The sequence below is a fragment of the Streptomyces sp. NPDC021093 genome, from assembly GCF_044333135.1.
In the GTDB taxonomy this organism is placed as follows: Bacteria; Actinomycetota; Actinomycetes; order Streptomycetales; family Streptomycetaceae; genus Streptomyces.
The window spans coordinates 50,759-69,631 of the sequence record NZ_JBIRQJ010000020.1; the positions used below are offsets into that span (position 1 = coordinate 50,759).

Genomic DNA, 18,873 nt, shown 5'->3' on the forward strand with positions numbered 1-18,873 from the left:
CCCGCCGCCCGTCGCCAAGTGATCTTGAATGGTCGGCTGTGGACGCAAAAGAGCCCGTATGAGGCACGCTCGGACACTGCCGGGGCGGTCCGGCGGCAGTGCCGGGGCGGCCTTGCCGAACGACAGTGACACACCCCGCACGGGTGTGCGGCAACCATCCGCAAGACGTGCGCGTCTTCCCCGGGAACACGTGTGCAGTGCGTACGCGGCACTTTCCGCCGCTCGTTCCGGAATGCGGGACGCGCGTTCGGCCGGTGCCCCGTTCGGCGGCACTAGAGTTGGACAACCGGAATAACCGGCAGCGGGAACATCAGCAGCCCGACACGCGAACCACGATCAGGGTCAGTCACCGACCAGCAGGGAGTGCATGACGTGCGGCCGGTAGGCAGCAAGTACCTGCTTGAGCAGCCGCTCGGGCGCGGAGCCACAGGCACCGTCTGGCGGGCCCGTCAGCGGGAGACCGCGGGAGCCGAGGCGGCCGTCGCGGGCCAGCCCGGCGAGACCGTCGCCATCAAGGTCCTCAAAGAGGAGCTGGCGAACGACGCGGACGTGGTGATGCGCTTCCTGCGCGAACGCTCCGTACTCCTGCGGCTGACCCACCCCAACATCGTGCGCACCCGCGACCTCGTCGTCGAGGGCGATCTCCTCGCCCTCGTCATGGACCTGATCGACGGTCCGGACCTGCACCGCTACCTCCGCGACAACGGCCCCTTCACACCCGTCGCCGCCTCTTTGCTGACGGCGCAGATCGCCGACGCCCTCGCCGCGAGCCACGCGGACGGCGTCGTGCACCGCGACCTCAAGCCCGCGAACGTACTGGTCGACGAGCGCGACGGTGCGATGCACCCGATGCTCACCGACTTCGGCATCGCCCGCCTCGCGGACTCCCCCGGCCTCACCCGCACCCACGAGTTCGTCGGTACGCCGGCCTACGTCGCGCCGGAGTCCGCCGAGGGCCGCCCGCAGACCTCCGCCGTCGACATCTACGGCGCGGGCATCCTGATGTACGAACTGGTCACCGGCAGGCCCCCGTTCGCCGGCGGCACCGCCCTGGAGGTGCTGCACCGGCACCTCAGCGAGGAGCCGCGCCGCCCCACCACCGTCCCCGAACCCCTGTGGACGGTCATCGAGCGCTGCCTGCGCAAGGAGCCCGACGAGCGGCCCAGCGCCGAGAACCTGGCCCGTGCGCTGCGTACCGTCGCCGCCGGAATCGGCGTGCACTCCACGGCCGCGCAGGTCGAGGCGGCCATGGGGGTCGGTGCGCTGCTCGCACCCGACCCGGCGCCCGCGCCCGTGCCGGACACCGGCTCGGTGAACGAGGCCGACCCGACGCAGGTGCTGCCGAGCAACGCGGGATCGTACGACCCCAACGGCGCGACCAGCGTGCTGCCCTCCACGGGCGGGAACGGCCCGCGCGGCGCCGCCGACCCGACCGCCGTCATGCCGCCGGTGCCCCCGCACCCGGCCGGGGCGCCCGCCGGTTCGCCCTCAGGGGCCGGGCCCGAGGACCCGCACCCCTGGCAGAACCAGCTGCGCGCGGCCCGCGACCGCAACGAGCAGACCTCCGTGCAGTACCTGGACCCGAGCCAGGACCCGCTGCGCCGCCGCCCGCAGCGCCAGCAGCAGCAGCGCGGGCAGCAGCCCCCGATGCCGCCCCAGCACCAGCAGAACCAGCAGCAGTACCCGCCGCAGCAGCAGCGCCCGCCCCAGAGGCAGCAGCGCCAGCAGCCGCCGCAGCAGAACTACGTGCCTCAGCACCACCAGCCCCAGGCGCCGCCCCCGCAGCAGCAGTACGCGCCCCAGCCCCAGCAGCCCCAGGCGCCCGCCCCGCGCGAGCCCCGGCCGCCGAGGGAGCCGCGGCGCCGCAGCGCCAACCCGATGCGGATTCCCGGCCTCGGCTGCCTCAAGGGCTGTCTGGTCACGGTCGTCCTGCTGTTCGTCGCGGGCTGGCTGGTCTGGGAGCTGTCCCCGCTCCAGGGGTGGATCGGCACCACGAAGGGCTACTTCGACCAGATCGGCGACTGGTTCACCAGCGTCAAGGACTTCTTCGAGAGCCTGGGCGGCAGCTCCAAGCCGTAACGGGGAAGAGGACGCCGGTACGGGGTGCCGGGAACGGAGTGCCGGGAACAGGGCGCCTGGAGCGGGGCGCCTGGAACGGGCTCCGGGTGCTCACTGGGGAGACATGTCGACTTCCGGGGGTGGATTTCACCCCCGGAGTGCGGAATGACGCCGTTCAGGGGCCATCCTGGGCACTCAACGCCTCGTCGGCGGCGTACTTTGAGGGCCGACGCCAGCCGCTGAGGGAGCAGTCTTGGCACGGAAAATCGGCAGCCGGTACACCGCCCACCAGATCCTGGGGCGCGGCAGCGCGGGCACGGTATGGCTCGGCGAGGGTCCCGAGGGACCCGTCGCCATCAAGATGCTGCGCGAGGACCTGGCCTCCGACCAGGAACTCGTCGGCCGCTTCGTCCAGGAGCGCACCGCGCTCCTCAAGCTCGACCACCCGCACGTCGTCGCGGTGCGCGACCTCGTCGTCGACGGCAACGACCTCGCGCTCGTCATGGACCTCGTACGGGGCACCGACCTGCGCACCCGCCTCGACCGCGAGCGCAGACTCGCCCCCGAGGCGGCCGTCGCCATCGCCATCGACATCGCCGACGGTCTCGCCGCCGCGCACGCGGCCCAGATCGTGCACCGCGACGTCAAGCCGGAGAACGTGCTGCTCGACATGCAGGGGCCGCTCGGCCCCGGCGGCTCGCACCCCGCGCTGCTCACCGACTTCGGTGTCGCCAAGCTGATCGACACCCCGCGCCGCACCAGGGCCACGAAGATCATCGGTACCCCGGACTACCTGGCCCCCGAGATCGTCGAGGGGCTGCCACCGCGCGCGGCCGTGGACATCTACGCGCTGGCGACCGTCCTGTACGAGCTACTCGCGGGCTTCACGCCGTTCGGCGGGGGGCACCCGGGGGCGGTACTGCGTCGGCACGTGACCGAGACGGTCGTTCCGCTTCCGGGGATTCCGGAGGAACTGTGGCAGCTCATAGTGCAGTGCCTCGCGAAGGCGCCCGCGTCGCGGCTGCGGGCTTCGGAGCTGGCGGCGGGGCTGCGCGAGCAGCTGCCGCTGCTGGTGGGGATGGGACCGCTGGACGTCGACGAGCCGGATTCGGAGCCACAGGCTCCGACGGAGTCGGTGGCGTACGAGGGTGAGTCGGGGGACCGCGACGAGGACCCGCAGCCGCGCCGGGGAGCGGTTCCGCTTGTGCCCGGTACGACGCTCGACTCGTCCAACAGGGACACACACACGTCGATGCGGGTGCCGGCGCCGGACGAGCTGGCGGGCGGCCCGCTGGGCACGGCGCGGGTGCCGCGGGCGACCGGGGACCGGCGGCCGGGGTCGGCGCGGCACCGGTCGGAGGTGCGGAAGCGGCGGCTGATCATGACGACGGCGGGGGTGGCCCTGCTGGCGGCGGTGGGGGTCGGCGGCTGGCTGGTCGCCTCGTCGGCGGACGAGGGGGCGGGACCGGGGCCGGGGACCAGCCAGTCGGGGACGGCGGAGCCGTAGGGCGGGGCGGGGGCGTTTGCGCCTGCGGCGGGCTCCGGTCCCTTTGTGCTGCGGCGCTGTGTGGCCGTGCCGTGCGGGCCGGTGGGTGGCGGGCCTTGCCTGCGGCGCTGCCCCTCCCCGCCCCTTCACCTGAACCGCTCGCCGCGGGGCAAAGACGGGTCACGGCTCGCGCCGGTGGGGGCTGGTGTCCCGGGCTGCGCCCGGTGCACGGCTGCGCCGCGCGTCCTCAAACGCCGGACGGGCTGAATGGGACGCCCGGACCGGCCTTCACCCCGTACCGGTTACGCTGGTGCGGTGGCAGTCGTCGATGTATCCGAAGAGCTGAAGTCCCTCTCCTCGACCATGGGGTCGATCGAGGCCGTCCTGGACCTCGACAGGATGAGGGCCGACATCGCCGTGCTCGAAGAGCAGGCCGCGGCGCCGTCCCTGTGGGACGACCCCGATGCCGCCCAGAAGATCACCAGCAAGCTCTCGCACCTCCAGGCCGAGCTCCGCAAGACCGAGGCGCTGCGCGGTCGGATCGACGACGTCGCGGTGATGTTCGAGCTGGCCGCCGACGAGAACGACGCCGACGCCCTCGCCGAGGCCGAGTCCGAGCTCGTCTCCGTACGCAAAGCGCTGGACGAGATGGAGGTCCGTACCCTCCTCTCCGGCGAGTACGACGAGCGCGAGGCCCTCGTCAACATCCGCGCCGAAGCGGGAGGCGTCGACGCCTCCGACTTCGCCGAGCGCCTCCAGCGGATGTACCTGCGCTGGGCCGAGCGGCACAACTACTCCACCGAGGTCTACGAGACGTCGTACGCCGAAGAGGCCGGCATCAAGTCGACCACCTTCGTCGTCAAGGCTCCGTACGCCTACGGCACGCTCTCCGTCGAGCAGGGCACGCACCGGCTGGTGCGCATCTCGCCGTTCGACAACCAGGGGCGCCGGCAGACCTCCTTCGCGGGCGTCGAGGTCCTCCCGGTCGTCGAGAAGACCGACCACGTCGAGATCGACGAGTCCGAGCTGCGCGTGGATGTCTACCGCGCGTCGGGCCCCGGCGGCCAGGGCGTCAACACCACCGACTCGGCGGTGCGCCTGACGCACATCCCGACCGGCATCGTCGTCTCCTGCCAGAACGAGCGCTCCCAGATCCAGAACAAGGCGAGCGCCATGAACGTCCTCCAGGCGAAGCTCCTTGAGCGCCGCCGCCAGGAGGAGCAGGCCGCGATGGACGCCCTCAAGGGCGACGGCGGCAACTCCTGGGGCAACCAGATGCGTTCGTACGTCCTGCACCCGTACCAGATGGTCAAGGACCTCCGTACGGAGTTCGAGGTCGGCAACCCGCAGGCGGTCCTCGACGGCGAGATCGACGGCTTCCTCGAAGCCGGCATCCGCTGGCGCAAGCAGCAGGAGAAGTAGGCGGGCGAGCAACGAAGGAGCGCCGGGACCCTGAGGGGTTCCGGCGCTTCCGCGTTCCCGGTACGAGAGCGGACATGTCACGGTGCTGTGTACATCGCGCGGGCAAGTGTTCGTAAAACCGACACAACGCCCGGAACGACCTTGACGCAATTCTTAGGGCTGGGGGAGTGTGGCGGGCAGCATGCGTATGTCTGGGGCGGGTGTGAACGGGGGCGAGCGGGCGGCCTCTTGAGAGGCGGTCCCGTGAACTGACATCCCCGCCGAAGCCGTTGCCCCTGCATTGCTGCTCCATCGACTCGATTTCGAAGAGCTCAGCCAGCTACTGGGGGTAGCAACCAGATGACCAACAAGATGCGCGTCCGCGTCGCGCGGATCGCCGCCGGTGCGGTGATCGCCGCCGGTGCGTCGCTGACCGTCGCGGGTGTCGCCCAGGCCGCCGGTACGGGCACGGACGCCCAGGGCGGCGTCGGCGTGGAGATCAACGCCGGTATCGACGCGGCGGACCCGGGCGACCCGGCCGACCCCGCGGACCCGAAGCCGCCGGCCGACCCCGCGGACCCGGCCGACCCGGCCGATCCCGCGGACCCGGCGGACCCCGCCGATCCTGCGGACCCGGCCGATCCCGCGGACCCGAAGCCGCCGACCGACCCGACCGACCCGGCCGACCCCACGGACCCGAAGCCGCCGACCGACCCGACCGACCCGGCCGACCCCACGGATCCGGCCGATCCCACGGACCCGGCCGACCCCTCGGACCCGAAGCCGCCGACCGACAAGCCGAAGCCGCCGACGGACAAGCCCAAGCCTCCGCCGACGGACAACCCGAAGCCGCCGACCGACCCGACGAAGCCGCCCACCGGCGACCCGACGGCTCCCGGCAGCACCGGCGGCAACGACAACACCGGCCAGTCCGGTGGCACCGGTGACAACACCGACGTCGACAGCATCGCCAACCGTCCGGTCGAGCAGGCCAAGCCGAAGGACGAGCTGGCCGCGACCGGTGCGGGCGACACCACGCTCCTGCTGGCCGGCGCCGCGACGATGATCGCGGGCGGCGTCGCCTTCCGCTTCCTGCCCCGCCTGGGCGGCCGCGGCGGCGACGCGGCCTGATCCGCGACCACGGCGGAGTCCGCAGCCACAGCGGAGTCCGCAGTCACAGCGGTGAGTAGGCGGCCGCACTGCGACAGAGGAGGGGCCCGGGGTGCACACCAGCGCCCCGGGCCCCTCTTCGTACGTATCGAACCGCTACGCGGCCTGGTGGGCCACCAGGGCCATCGCCGTCACCAGTATCAGCAGCAGCGCGATCAGCGCCGCCGGGCTGAGCTGGGAGAACGGGTTCTGCTGCTGCTCCAGGCGCTGCCTGCTCGCCCGGCACGTGGGGCAGCGGCCCTCGGCCACCGGTCCCGCGCAGTTCGCGCACACCAACCGGTCATAGGTCATGCGCTCTCCTTTTCCGGTCACCGGCCGCACACTCCGAGCAACGTCCCTCGACACTTCGCGTTCTCTCCCCATAACGCCCGGGGAAACGCATCCGTTCCCCTCCACTGTGCCAGCTGGCCGCCCGATCGGCGCGGCCCGAGGTCGCCGGCCACCCGCGGGCACACGGCAAACCGGAGCAAACCCCTCATCGCAGGGAAGCAGCCTGCGGGCGTACGGCCGGGTCGCGTATGGTCACGCACACCTACTCCCGGCGACCGTGGTGCACCTGTGATCCGATTCGACAACGTGTCCAAGTCCTACCCGAAGCAGAACCGGCCCGCCCTGCGGGACGTCTCCCTGGAGGTCGAGAAGGGCGAGTTCGTCTTCCTGGTCGGTTCCTCCGGCTCCGGCAAGTCCACCTTCCTGCGGCTGCTGCTGCGCGAGGAGCGCGCCAGCCAGGGTCAGGTGCACGTCCTGGGCAAGGACCTCGCGCGCCTGTCCAACTTCAAGGTGCCGCAGATGCGCCGCCAGCTCGGCTGCGTCTTCCAGGACTTCCGGCTCCTCCCCAACAAGACCGTCGCCGAGAACGTCGCCTTCGCGCAGGAGGTCATCGGCAAGCCCAAGGGCGAGATCCGCAAGGCAGTCCCGCAGGTGCTCGACCTGGTCGGCCTCGGCGGCAAGGAGGACCGGATGCCCGGCGAGCTCTCCGGTGGTGAGCAGCAGCGCGTGGCCATCGCGCGGGCCTTCGTCAACCGCCCCATGCTGCTGATCGCGGACGAGCCGACCGGCAACCTCGACCCGCAGACCTCCGTCGGCATCATGAAGCTGCTGGACCGCATCAACCGCACCGGCACCACTGTGGTGATGGCGACCCACGACCAGCAGATCGTCGACCAGATGCGCAAGCGCGTCATCGAACTTGAGAAGGGCCGTCTCGTACGCGACCAGTCTCGCGGCGTCTACGGCTACCAGCACTGAAAGGACGCCGATGCGCGCCCAGTTCGTCCTGTCGGAGATCGGTGTCGGTCTCCGAAGGAATCTCACGATGACCTTTGCCGTCATCGTCTCCGTGGCTCTCTCCCTCGCTCTCTTCGGCGGCGCCCTCCTGATGCGCAACCAGGTCAGCGAGATGAAGAGTTTCTGGTACGACAAGGTCAACATCTCCATCTACTTCTGCAACAAGAACGACGCCGAGACGGGTGTGGCGCAGTGCGCCAAGGGCGCCGTCACCGCCGAGCAGAAGAAGCAGGTCGAGACCGACCTGAAGAAGATGGACGTCGTCGAGAGCGTCTTCTACGAGAACGCGGATCAGGCGTTCAAGCACTACAAGGAGCAGTTCGGCAACACCCCGATGGCGAACGTCATCACGCCGGACCAGATGCAGGAGTCCTTCCGCGTCAAGCTCAAGGACCCGCAGAAGTACAAGGTGGTGGCCACCGCTTTCGCGGGCCGTGCGGGGGTGCAGTCCGTCGAGGACCAACGCTCCATCCTCGACCAGCTCTTCGAGCTGATGAACGGCATGAACGTCGCGGCCCTCGTCCTGATGGGCCTGATGCTCGTCATTGCGCTGATGCTGATCGTGAACACGGTGCGCGTGTCCGCGTTCAGCAGACGGCGCGAGACCGGCATCATGCGGCTCGTCGGCGCGTCCAGCTTCTACATCCAGGCGCCGTTCATCATGGAGGCCGCCGTCGCGGGCCTCATCGGCGGTGCCTTCGCCTGTGTGCTGCTCGTGCTCGGCCGGTACTTCCTGATCGACCACGGCATCGCGCTCGCCGAGAAGATGGAACTGGTGCAGTTCATCGGCTGGGACGCGGTCCTCACCAAGCTGCCGCTGGTGCTCGCGATCAGTCTGTTGATGCCCGCGCTCGCCGCCTTCTTCGCACTGCGCAAGTACCTGAAGGTGTAGCCGCGGCCTCCACCGTGTGACAACAGCCCCACCCGAACCCCGTGTTCCCTGCGGCATCCCGCCGTACGGGGCACGGGGTTTGTCCTAGACTCGTCGCCATGTCAGGCCCGGAGTTCGGTGTCCGGCCCCGCGGACTCTGCCGCGGGGCGGCCCTGACATTGGTCTTCGCGGGTGCGCTGGCCACCGTCTCGGCGACCGGTTCATGGAGCGACGAGGACGGACGGCAGCCGTCTTCGGCCATCAGGCCCGCGGGGGTGAGCGCCGACCGCGACGCGGTGTCCCGGGCCGCGGCCGCGGCGGTCGCCGACGGAAAGTCCGGCAAGAAGGCCGCCCAGGAAGAGGTCAGCCGCAGCGGCGACCGGTGGGGCGCGGTCTACGACCCGGCGGAGTACCGGGAGTTCGCGCAGTCCCTCGACGGCGAGTACACCGGCGTCGGCCTGTGGGCCAAGCGGCTGGCCGACGGCGGGGTCCAGGTCGCCCGGGTGCAGCCCGGCAGCCCCGCCGCGAAGGCGGGCGTACGCAAGGGGGACACGCTCCGCACGATCGACGGCCACCCGGTCGACCGGCGGCCCGTCACGGAGGTCGTCTCGCTGCTGCGCGGCGAGCGCGCGGGCTCACCCTCCGGCACGTCCTCACCGGCCGGTACGTCCGTGTCGCTCGGCCTCCGGCGCGGTACGCACACCTGGACCGAGAAGCTGCGCAGGGCCACCCTCGACACCGAGGCGGTCACCGTGGAGAAGCTGTCCGACGGGTCCCTGCTGATCAAAGTCGCCTCCTTCACCAGGGGATCGGGCGAGCGGGTGCGGGAGGCGGTGCGCGGGGCTCCCGCGGGCAAGGGCGTCCTGCTGGACCTGCGGGGCAACGCGGGCGGGCTGGTCGGCGAGGCCGTCACCGCCGCGTCGGCCTTCCTCGACGGCGGTCTGGTCGCGACGTACGACGACCGGGGAAGACAGCGGGCGCTGCACGCCCAGCCGGGCGGGGACACCGAGAGACCGGTGGTCGCGCTCGTCGACGGCGGCACGATGAGCGCCGCCGAGCTGGCGGTGGGCGCGCTCCAGGACCGGGGCCGGGCGCTGACCGTCGGCTCGCGGACCTTCGGCAAGGGCTCGGTGCAGAAGCCGAGCCGGCTGGCGGACGGCTCGGTCGCCGAGCTGACGGTCGGCCACTACCGCACCCCCGCGGGACACAACCTGGACGGGCGGGGCATCACCCCGGACCTCGCGGTCACCGAGCGGGCCCGGGAGCGGGCCCAGACAGTATTGAGTGGCCTGCAGGGGGGCTCGTAGTGCGAAAATGACCGCACTATGGCTAAGGAAAAGGACCCCAAGCGCAAGATCATCGCGCAGAACAAGAAGGCCCGGCACGACTACACCATCATCGACACCATCGAGTGCGGGCTGGTGCTGATGGGTACCGAGGTGAAGTCCCTGCGGCTCGGCCGGGCTTCGCTGGTGGACGGCTTCGTGCAGATCGAAGGCGGCGAGGCGTGGCTGCACAACATCCACGTACCGCTGTACTCGCAGGGCACCTGGACCAATCACGCGGCCAGGCGCAAGCGGAAGCTGCTGATGCACCGGGCCGAGATCGACAAGCTGGAGTCCAAGTCGAACGAGACGGGCCACACGGTCGTCCCGCTCGCCCTGTACTTCAAGGACGGCCGGGTGAAGTGCGAAATCGCGCTCGCCAAGGGCAAGAAGGAGTACGACAAGCGGCAGACGCTCCGCGAGAAGCAGGACACGAGGGAGACGAACCGCGCGATCGCCGCGGTGAAGCGCAAGGAGCGCGGGCACCTGTAGGCGCCGCTCGCAGGTCCGCACGGAAATAGGTTGGCACCGTCGGACGTTGGTCACGTACGATGGCAACGCACCCCACTTGGTGATGGGGCGCACCTTGAAAAATCAACATGGGGATGATCGGTTTCGACAGCGGATGTCGAAGCAGGGGAAGCGTGTCGAGGAAGCGGCAATGATCTCGTAAACCATATGTCGCAACCAATAATCGCCAACACCAAGCGCGATTCCTTCGCCCTCGCTGCCTAAGTAGCGACTTGCGAAGTGTCAGCCCGGGGGTGATCCCGACCCGGATCCTGGCATCATCAAGGGATCTAAACTCCTAGACCCGGTCACGGGGCCTGGGAGGAAATCAAACAGTGACTGAGCCCGTCGGAGACTTGTCTGCGTGATCTCCGGGGCCGAGAAAATCGCAGCAGACTGCACACGGAGAAGCCCTGTTTTTGCACCGTTGGACGCGGGTTCGATTCCCGCCATCTCCACAATTCCCATGTGAGGCGAAGGCCCGGCTGCTACGGCAGCCGGGCCTTCGTCGTATCTGCCCGCACCCCGTTCCGGCCGCCCGACTCGTTGTCGTATGCGTCACGTGATGTCTTATCCGCCCTAGAGATAGGGGGTAAATGGTGCGAAACGGACATGGAATGACTCATTCCGGCGGACGGTATGTCATTGATGTGTGACAAGGGGCCACTCGCGAGAAGCCGGGTCACCCGAGTGCGTTACATTCATCCTCCGGGTGCAGTGTGATAGGGACGCTTGGACGGGTGGGGGCCCGGATCAATGGCAGAGTCCAGCTAGTCGCGTGCGCCCACCGATGAATCAGTCAGTGGGGGATGTGCGGACAGCTATGGACAACATGAAAAAGGGTGCCCAGACCGGGCAGACCCGCCAGATACGCCAGATACGCGACGTGGACGACCGGACAATGCAGCTCGACTCCGTCGGGTCGCAGTTCACGCGTCGCGAGGAGGCGGGCCCCGTACTCCCCGAGCTGCCCGCAGAGGGCGGCAACGGCCCGGTGTTCGTCGACGAGAGCGGCCGGCGGGGCAAGAAGTTCCGCAGACTCGGCTGGGTGCTCGGTGCGGTCTGCGCCTGCTACGCGGCAATGCTCGTCGCCTCCCTCATCGGCGGCAGTTCCATAGCGCCCGACCTCTTCCTCCCCGGCGTCAAGGCCGAGGAGAAGTCCGACAAGGTCAAGTCGGACCCCAGTCCCACCCCGTCCGTGCCGAAACCGGACGGAATCCCCCCGGTCTCCGACAACCAGCAGCCCTCCGGCCAGGGCCGGCAGACGCCCGGCACCGGCAAGGTCCCCGCGGGCGGCGCCAAGAAGGACGAGCCCAAGGAAACCCCGGCCAGCAAGAAGCCGCCGACCGATCCCGGCAAGGCCGCGGGCGGCAACGCGGCAGCGGGCGGCGCGGGAGCGGGCGGCAACCAGAAGCCTCCGCCGGTCGACCCGGCGGGCGGCACCGGCCCCGGCGGCACTCCCGGCGGTACCCCCGGCGGTGGTGACCCCGGTGGCACTCCCGGCGGTACCCCCGGTGGTGGCGACCCGGGCGGCACTCCGGGCGGCACTCCCGGTGGTGGTGACCCCGGTGGCACTCCCGGCGGTACCCCCGGTGGCACTCCCGGCGGTGACGACGCCGGTGGTACGCCCAGCGGCGGCGAGCCCGTTCCTGACCCCGCCACCTCGACTCAGTAGAAGGCACGGCACGTAGATGTCCAACCCCCGCAGGCGTTCCTCATCGGGCGCCCGCCGCTCCGCCGCGCGCAAGCGCAGCCCCAGGCGGCGCTGGTTCCCCATGCGTTACCTGTTGCCTTCGCTGATCCTCGTCGCCCTGATGGCGATGCTGATGCTGCGCGGCTACGTACACAGCGAGATCGAGTCCGACCAGCGGGTCCGTCCGTCGATCGACGCGGACACGGTGCCCGACAACATCCTCAAGGGTGGGCCGGTCATCGATGCCACGAAGCCCAAGGAGAAGAAGCCCGAGGCGCTGCACGTCCGGGACAAGCACGTCGTCATCACCTTCGACGACGGCCCCGACCCGACCTGGACGCCGCGCGTCCTGGACAAGCTGAAGCAGTACGACGCCCACGGCGTCTTCTTCGTCACCGGCACCATGGCCACCCGCTACCCGGAGCTGGTCAAGCGGATCGTCGACGAGGGCCACGAGCTGGGGCTGCACACCTTCAACCACCCCGACCTCTCGTACAAGACGCGGGACGGCATCGACTGGCAGTTCTCGCAGAACCAGCTGGCGATCGCGGGTGCGGCCGGCGTGCACACCTCGCTGTTCCGGCCGCCGTACTCCTCCACCTCCAGTGCGATGGACAACGCCAGCTGGCCGGTCGCCGAGTACGTCGGCGAGCTCGGTTACCTCACCGTCGTCAACGACACCGACAGTGAGGACTGGAAGCGCCCCGGCGTCAAGGAGATCATCAAGCGCGCCACGCCCAAGACCACCAAGGGCACCATCGTCCTGATGCACGACTCGGGCGGTGACCGCTCGCAGACCGTGGCGGCGCTGGACCAGTTCCTGCCGGACATGCAGAAGCGCGGCTTCAGGTTCACCAACCTCACCGAGGCGCTGGGCGCACCGACCGCGCACACCCAGGTCACCGGTCTTGAGCTGTGGAAGAGCAAGGCGTTCATCGCCGCGATCACCGTCTCCGACTCCATCACCGACGCCCTGACCTGGGGTCTCGCGATCGTCGGCTCGCTGGTCATCGCCCGCTTCGGCCTGATGCTGATCCTTTCGTTCGTGCACGCCCGCAAGGTCCGCAAGCGAGGCTTCCGCTGGGGGCCCGAGGTCACCCGGCCCGTCACGGTCCTCGTGCCCGCCTACAACGAGCGCGAGTGCATCGCCAACACCGTGCGCTCGCTGATGTCCAGCGACCATCCGATCGAGGTCATCGTCATCGACGACGGCTCGACGGACGGCACCGCCGACATCGTCGAGCAGATGCGCATCCCCAACGTCCGGGTGGTCCGCCAGCAGAACTCGGGCAAGCCCGCGGCCCTCAACAACGGCATCCGGCACGCCCGTTACGACATCATCGTGATGATGGACGGCGACACGGTCTTCGAGCCGTCCACGGTCCGCGAGCTGGTCCAGCCGTTCGGCGACCCGCGCGTCGGCGCGGTCGCGGGCAACGCCAAGGTCGGCAACCGCGACTCCCTGATCGGCGCCTGGCAGCACATCGAGTACGTGATGGGCTTCAACCTGGACCGTCGCCTCTACGACATGCTCGGCATCATGCCGACCATCCCCGGCGCGATCGGCGCGTTCCGCGCGGACGCCCTGCACCGGGTCGGCGGCATGAGCGAGGACACCCTCGCCGAGGACACCGACATCACGATGGCGTTCCACCGCGACGGCTGGAAGGTCGTGTACGCGGAGGACGCGCGCGCCTGGACCGAGGCGCCGGAGTCCGTGCAGCAGCTGTGGTCGCAGCGCTACCGCTGGTCGTACGGCACCATGCAGGCGATCTGGAAGCACCGCCGCGCGATCATCGAGAAGGGCCCCTCGGGCCGCTTCGGCCGCATCGGCCTGCCGATCGTCTCGCTCTTCATGATCGTCTTCCCGCTGCTCGCGCCGCTGATCGACATCTTCCTGATCTACGGCCTGGTCTTCGGCCCGACGGGCAAGACCGTCATCGCGTGGTTCGGCGTGCTGATGCTCCAAGTGGTCTGCGCGGCCTACGCGTTCAGACTGGACAAGGAGAAGATGACGCATCTGATCTCCTTCCCGCTCCAGCAGATCCTGTACCGCCAGATCATGTACGTCGTCCTGCTCCAGTCCTGGATCACCGCCCTCACCGGCGGCCGGCTGCGCTGGCAGAAGCTGCGCCGGACCGGTGTGGTCGAGGCGCCGGGGGCCCTGCCGGGCCAGCGGCGCGAAGAGGAGAGGTGGCCGGTCGGATGAGCCACGGTTATCCGGGCCCGAACGGCAACGGCCACTCGGAGGACCCCGAGTACTCCGGCAACTCGGAGTACGACGCGGACGGCTTCCCGCGACAGCTGGACAGCCACCGGGCGCCGCCGCCCCAGCAGGGCGGTGGCGGCGGTGGCTGGCCGACGGTGCGCAACAACCCCGGCCCGTCCATGTACGGACAGGGCCAGCAGGGCAGCGCCTACCCCCAGGCCGGGAACCACGTGCCGCAGGCCCAGCCCCAGGGCGGTGGCTGGCCGCAGACGAACAACCGCCGCCCGCAGGGCGGATACCCGCAGCAGGGCGGCTACGCCCCGCAGGAGGCGTCCGCGTACCCGGGCGCCGGTTACGCGGAACCGGGCTACGCCGACCAGGCCTACGCGGCGGAGGGCGCCACCACGGCGTTCCCGGCCCACCCGGGTCAGGGCGGGCAGCAGGAGGAGACTCCCGCGTTCGCGCGGGCCGCGGTCGGTGCGCCGACCCGGCAGCAGCCGGCCTGGGGCCGCGGCCCCGAGGCGGGCGGCGCGGTCGCGGGCGGCGCGGTGGACGATCCGTACGGGCCGAGCACTTCGGCCTGGCCGGAGACGGCCGACCCGGCCCTGACAGCGGAAGCGGATTCCGGTGCTCCGGGAGCCGAGGCAGCGGAGAAGGACGCCGAGGCGGCCCCGAAGAAGCCCGGCCGCGACCGCTACCTCGACCTGCTCCGCTCCATCGCCCTGGTCCGGGTCGTGCTCTTCCACGTCTACGGCCAGGCGTGGATGACGATCATCTTCCCGTCCATGGGCGTGATGTTCGCGCTGGCGGGCTCGCTGATGGCGCGCTCGCTGGCCCGGCCCGCGTTCAGCGTCATCAAGAGCCGCGTGCGGCGACTGATGGTGCCGGTGTGGCTGTTCGCGATCGTCACCCTCGCGCTGATCTTCAACGGCGGCTGGAAGCCCTCCGCCGGCGAGGACGGCGAGTCGGTCATCTGGTGGTGGATCAAGCTCGCCTGGTGGTTCGTGCCCGTGGGCGCGGCCTCGGGACCGGACGAGATCGGCTCTCCTGGCGGTCTGCTGGACGTCAGCTGGGCCGCGCAGACCTCGGGTCCGCTCTGGTACATCCGGGCGTACCTGTGGTTCGTCATGCTGTCGCCGCTGATGCTCAAGGCGTTCCGCAAGCTGCCGTGGGTGACGCTGCTGGCGCCGCTCGGCATCTGCCTCGTACTCGGCCTGAAGCTGGTCGAGATCCCGGGCGAGACCGGCAACGCGATCCAGGACTTCTCGACGTTCGCGGCCTGCTGGATCCTCGGCTTCGCGCACAACGACGGCACGCTGAAGAAGCTCAAGGCGTACATGATCCCGTCGTTCGCCGCCGTCCTGATGTGCCTCGGCCTGTGGTGGGCCGGCACGCACATCGGGGAAGCGGGCTGGAACTTCGACGAGATACCCATGGCCAACGCGCTGTGGTCGCTCGGCTTCTGCGCGATCCTGCTGCACTACTCGCCGTCCTGGCAGGAACTCCCGGACAAGCTCAAGGGCTTCGACACCCCGATCACGCTGGCCAACAACCGGGCCGTGACGATCTACCTCTGGCACGAGATGGCGATCATGCTGACCATCCCGATGATCGACCAGATGTGGAGCCTGCCGGTGGTGGGCGAGCTGATCAGCCCGTATCTCGGCAAGCTGTACCAAGTCCTGATGTTCATCCTGGCGTGGCCACTGATCGCGGCGGCGATCGCCTCGTTCGGCTGGGCGGAGGACGTCGCGGCGAAACGGAAGCCGAGACTCTGGCCGAACGGGGCGAAGAAGAAACAGAAGTAGTAGTCGTAGCTTCTTGAGGGAGCGGGGGGGGGGGCGGTCGCGGAGGGGCGTGCCGTAGTGGGGGGCCGCCCCCTTGCCCACCCGTCCCGCCCCGCTGCCCAAGGAGGCTAGGGGGCAGGCTTTTAGGGGCGCGGGGAACTGCGCGGCCAGCCACGACGCACCCGCACGAAGACCACCCCGCCGCCCTGCGCCCAGCAGCCCGCTCGACGCCAACCCGCCGTCGCCCAGGCCTACCCTTCCCGCCGCACGTGCAGGTGCCCCTTGCGTGGGAAGTCCTGATGCGGCGGCAACTCCCGAACGAAAGCGAAGCCCGCCTTTTCGGCGACCCGGCAGGATCCCACGTTGTCGATGCCGTGGAAGAGCTCCAGTTCCTCCAGGCCGTACGTGGCGAACGCCCACTCCGCCAGCGCCGCAACCGCCCGCGGCGCCACCCCGCGCCCCCGCATCAGCCCCGCCGTCCAGTAACCGACCTCCGCAGTCCGCGTCCCCGGCTCCAGGCGCTTGAGTACGACGTTGCCGACCACCTCACCGGTGTCCGCCGTCAGTACCGCGTACGCCAGCCGGGTGCCCTCGGCATGCCCCTGGGCCTGTACCTCCAGCCATGCCGTGATGTCCTCCGTCGAGGCGTCATGGAGGAAGGTCTCGGACATGTCGGAGGTGCGGCATATCTCGGTGAGCGCGGCGGCGTCCGCAGCCTTCCAGGGGCGCAGCGTCAGACCGTCGGTGTTCAGGGCGGGCTCGGTGATCGTCATACGCCCACGGTACTGACGCCTACGGACCCGGTACCGGGGGTTCCGGTGCGGGGCGGCGCCAGGCACTCTGAAGACAGCGGTAGCTGGAAAATCGGCGGCGACCACCGGCGATCCCGGAGGGCATCGGCATGGGCTCGGGCGACGTGGGCAGCACAGGCACACGCTCAGTTAACTCAGGTACGGGTACAGGCCCCCCACCCTGGTGGTTCGACTCCGGCCGTGTCTGTCTGGACCTCCTCGCGACCCGCGCCAGGGGCGAGGAACTGCTGTGCGGGACAAGCGAGTTGGCCGCCTGGCTGCTCGGTGCCCGGTTGGTTCCCGTCGGTACCCCGCTCGGTGGCATGGACGTCGGCTGGGTGCAGGCATTCCGGCAACTCCGCGCACTCATAGGAGAGTTGCTGGAGGGCGGTTGCTCGGACGCCGCCCTCGAACCCGTCAACTCCCTTGCTGCCGTGCCCCCTCCCGCACCCCGCGCGGCCCGCGTCCCGGACGGTTCGCTCGTGTACGTCCTCGCCGCCGAGCCCCGCTGCGAACAGCTCCTCGCCGCCGTCGCCCGGGACACGGTGGGTCTGCTCACCGACCCCGCCGCGCGGGCCGCCCTGCGTCGCTGCGAGGGTGACAACTGCCGTCGCCTGTACCTCGACACGTCCCGCGGCCGCCGTCGCCGCTGGTGCTCCAGCGAGGTGTGCGGCAACCGGGAGCGGGTGGCCCGCCACCGCCGCCGCGCGGCGGTCGCCGCGCAGGCGTGACCGGAGGGACGTAAAAGATCTTGCTCGTCCGCTGAGTCGCCCGCACCCACTCGCCCGTACTCCACGTCGAGGAAATCCGAGAGGGTCTCGACCGGGAGGTTCAGGTGCGCGAAGATGCCGCCGTGGCCGATGACCGTCCGCACCGTCGGGCACGGCATCGCAGCGCGGAGCAAGCCGTCAACTCACCACCTCCAGAAGAGGAGTTGATGCGCTCGCTCTACCGCGACCATGCCGGTCCACTGCTCGCCTTCGTACTGCGTCTCGTCGCCGGTGACCGCCAGCGTGCCGAGGACGTGGTGCAGGAGACGCTCATCCGTGCCTGGAAGAACGCCGGTTCGCTCAACCGGGCGACCGGCTCTGTCCGCCCCTGGCTGGTGACGGTCGCACGCCGGATCGTCATCGACAACCACCGCAGCCGGCAGGCCCGGCCGGTGGAGGTCGATCCGTCGCCGCTGGAGGTCATGCCCGCGGAGGACGAGATCGACAAGGCGTTGTGGCTGATGACGCTCAGCGATGCGCTCGACGACCTGACGCCCGCCCACCGGGAAGCGCTCGTCGAGACCTACTTCAAGGGACGTACGGTCGGTGAGGCGGCCGAGGCCCTCGGCGTACCCAGTGGGACCGTCAGGTCCCGGGTCTTCTACGCGCTCCGCTCGATGAAGCTGGCGCTTGAGGAACGAGGAGTGACGGCATGAGCGCACCGGAGAGGGGCGGCGCACAGGAGAACGAGTCCGTCCACGACGCCGTCGCCGCGTACTCCCTCGGCATTCTGGACGAGGCCGAGTCCACCGCCTTCGAGGCACACCTGGCCGGCTGCGACTTCTGCGCCGCCCAGCTCGACGACCTCGCAGGAATGGAGCCGATGCTGGCGGCGCTCGCCGAACCACCGGGCCCGCCACGGGAGTTGACGCCTCCTCGGCCCGCACTCCTCGAAGGCCTCCTCGACGAGGTCACCGCCCAGCGGGACCTGCGCGCCCGCCGCAAGCGGCGCGGCCTGTACCTGGTCGCGGCGGCAGCGGCGGTGGTGATCGGCGGCTCGGGCGCGGTCGTCGTGGCGGCGGCGAACAACGATCCGGGACCCGTCCGGGCCCTCCCCGACCCGCATCCCACCAGCCCCGCCGAGGACGCCTTCTTCCACCACATGGAGGAGAAGCGGGAGGCCACCGACCCGGTCACCCGGGTCAGCGCCGTCGTCGGCACCGAGAAGAAGGGCTGGGGCACCCACACCGTCCTGGAGCTCAAGAACGTCAAGGGCCCCCTCAAGTGCAGCCTGATCGCCGTCTCGAAGAAGGGCGAGGAGGAGGTCGTGAGCAGCTGGTCCGTGCCCAAGTGGGGGTACGGCATCCCGGACAGCCCGAACAAGAGCGCCAAGAACCCGCTGTACGTCCACGGGGGCGCGGCCATGGCCCGCAACGATATCGACCACTTCGAGGTCCGCACCTTCGACGGCAAACGGCTCGTGCAGGTCGACGCCTGATTCCCCGCCCGCGACCCCCGCGATCTCCCGCCCGCGACTCCCGCACCGCTTACGAAAAGTCGACGCCTGACATAACG

At 70.1% G+C, this 18,873-nt stretch carries 16 protein-coding genes and 1 other RNA gene; 15 read left to right on the plus strand and 2 right to left on the minus strand.

Annotated elements, in window-relative coordinates; translation table 11 throughout:
• The first annotated feature begins 372 nt into the window (after positions 1-372).
• The 4 genes from ACH4SP_RS41620 to ACH4SP_RS41635 all read left to right on the plus strand — a co-directional run bounded on the left by ACH4SP_RS41620 (position 373) and on the right by ACH4SP_RS41635 (position 6,076).
• Complete coding sequence (locus tag ACH4SP_RS41620) at positions 373-2,079, plus strand: serine/threonine-protein kinase (RefSeq protein ID WP_398423567.1); 1,707 nt, start codon at positions 373-375, stop codon at positions 2,077-2,079.
• 232 nt (positions 2,080-2,311) lie between these two features.
• On the plus strand, positions 2,312-3,565 hold the full coding sequence (locus tag ACH4SP_RS41625) for a serine/threonine-protein kinase (protein ID WP_398423569.1): 1,254 nt from the start codon (positions 2,312-2,314) through the stop codon (positions 3,563-3,565).
• Positions 3,566-3,859: 294 nt separating this feature from the next.
• On the plus strand, positions 3,860-4,966 hold the full coding sequence (gene prfB, locus ACH4SP_RS41630) for a peptide chain release factor 2 (protein ID WP_398423571.1): 1,107 nt from the start codon (positions 3,860-3,862) through the stop codon (positions 4,964-4,966).
• Positions 4,967-5,305: 339 nt separating this feature from the next.
• A complete protein-coding gene (locus ACH4SP_RS41635; RefSeq protein WP_398423573.1) occupies positions 5,306-6,076 on the plus strand; it encodes a hypothetical protein in 771 nt (256 codons plus the stop codon).
• A 135-nt stretch (positions 6,077-6,211) separates the two neighbouring features.
• Here the strand turns inward: ACH4SP_RS41635 and ACH4SP_RS41640 are convergent, their stop codons facing one another.
• Positions 6,212-6,406 carry a hypothetical protein gene (locus ACH4SP_RS41640; RefSeq protein ID WP_398423575.1) on the minus strand — a complete coding sequence of 65 codons (195 nt, stop codon included), beginning with the start codon at positions 6,404-6,406 and terminating at the stop codon, positions 6,212-6,214.
• 267 nt (positions 6,407-6,673) lie between these two features.
• Here ACH4SP_RS41640 and ftsE point away from each other — a divergent pair, with 267 nt between their 5' ends.
• The 8 genes from ftsE (at position 6,674) to ACH4SP_RS41680 (ending at position 15,818) form a co-directional block, all read left to right on the plus strand.
• Positions 6,674-7,363, plus strand: coding sequence for a cell division ATP-binding protein FtsE (ftsE, locus tag ACH4SP_RS41645; RefSeq protein WP_362411984.1), 690 nt, complete (start codon positions 6,674-6,676; stop codon positions 7,361-7,363).
• 10 nt (positions 7,364-7,373) lie between these two features.
• Positions 7,374-8,294 carry a permease-like cell division protein FtsX gene (ftsX, locus tag ACH4SP_RS41650; protein WP_398423578.1) on the plus strand — a complete coding sequence of 307 codons (921 nt, stop codon included), beginning with the start codon at positions 7,374-7,376 and terminating at the stop codon, positions 8,292-8,294.
• Between the two features lie 98 nt (positions 8,295-8,392).
• Entirely contained in the window at positions 8,393-9,580 is a 1,188-nt protein-coding gene (locus ACH4SP_RS41655; RefSeq protein ID WP_398423579.1) for a S41 family peptidase, read from the plus strand.
• Positions 9,581-9,598: 18 nt separating this feature from the next.
• Complete coding sequence (gene smpB, locus ACH4SP_RS41660) at positions 9,599-10,090, plus strand: SsrA-binding protein SmpB (RefSeq protein WP_398423581.1); 492 nt, start codon at positions 9,599-9,601, stop codon at positions 10,088-10,090.
• 109 nt (positions 10,091-10,199) lie between these two features.
• Positions 10,200-10,569: a transfer-messenger RNA gene (ssrA, locus tag ACH4SP_RS41665) on the plus strand.
• A 362-nt stretch (positions 10,570-10,931) separates the two neighbouring features.
• Positions 10,932-11,783 carry a hypothetical protein gene (locus ACH4SP_RS41670; protein ID WP_398423583.1) on the plus strand — a complete coding sequence of 284 codons (852 nt, stop codon included), beginning with the start codon at positions 10,932-10,934 and terminating at the stop codon, positions 11,781-11,783.
• A 100-nt stretch (positions 11,784-11,883) separates the two neighbouring features.
• Positions 11,884-14,010: a bifunctional polysaccharide deacetylase/glycosyltransferase family 2 protein gene (locus tag ACH4SP_RS41675; protein WP_398423730.1), complete on the plus strand. Its 2,127-nt coding sequence runs from the start codon at positions 11,884-11,886 to the stop codon at positions 14,008-14,010.
• Complete coding sequence (locus tag ACH4SP_RS41680) at positions 14,007-15,818, plus strand: acyltransferase family protein (RefSeq protein ID WP_398423584.1); 1,812 nt, start codon at positions 14,007-14,009, stop codon at positions 15,816-15,818. Before ACH4SP_RS41675 ends, ACH4SP_RS41680 begins: the two co-directional genes overlap by 4 nt.
• Before the next feature lie 230 nt (positions 15,819-16,048).
• Here ACH4SP_RS41680 and ACH4SP_RS41685 read toward each other — a convergent pair whose 3' ends face one another.
• Positions 16,049-16,570, minus strand: coding sequence for a GNAT family N-acetyltransferase (locus tag ACH4SP_RS41685; RefSeq protein ID WP_398423586.1), 522 nt, complete (start codon positions 16,568-16,570; stop codon positions 16,049-16,051).
• 128 nt (positions 16,571-16,698) lie between these two features.
• Here ACH4SP_RS41685 and ACH4SP_RS41690 point away from each other — a divergent pair, with 128 nt between their 5' ends.
• The 3 genes from ACH4SP_RS41690 to ACH4SP_RS41700 all read left to right on the plus strand — a co-directional run bounded on the left by ACH4SP_RS41690 (position 16,699) and on the right by ACH4SP_RS41700 (position 18,796).
• Positions 16,699-17,319, plus strand: a complete 621-nt coding sequence (locus ACH4SP_RS41690) for a CGNR zinc finger domain-containing protein (protein ID WP_398423587.1) — start codon at positions 16,699-16,701, stop codon at positions 17,317-17,319.
• A gap of 104 nt (positions 17,320-17,423) precedes the next feature.
• Positions 17,424-18,014, plus strand: coding sequence for a sigma-70 family RNA polymerase sigma factor (locus tag ACH4SP_RS41695; RefSeq protein ID WP_398423589.1), 591 nt, complete (start codon positions 17,424-17,426; stop codon positions 18,012-18,014).
• Positions 18,011-18,796, plus strand: a complete 786-nt coding sequence (locus ACH4SP_RS41700) for an anti-sigma factor family protein (RefSeq protein ID WP_398423591.1) — start codon at positions 18,011-18,013, stop codon at positions 18,794-18,796. The genes ACH4SP_RS41695 and ACH4SP_RS41700 overlap by 4 nt, the downstream gene beginning before the upstream one ends.
• Positions 18,797-18,873: the final 77 nt, after the last annotated feature.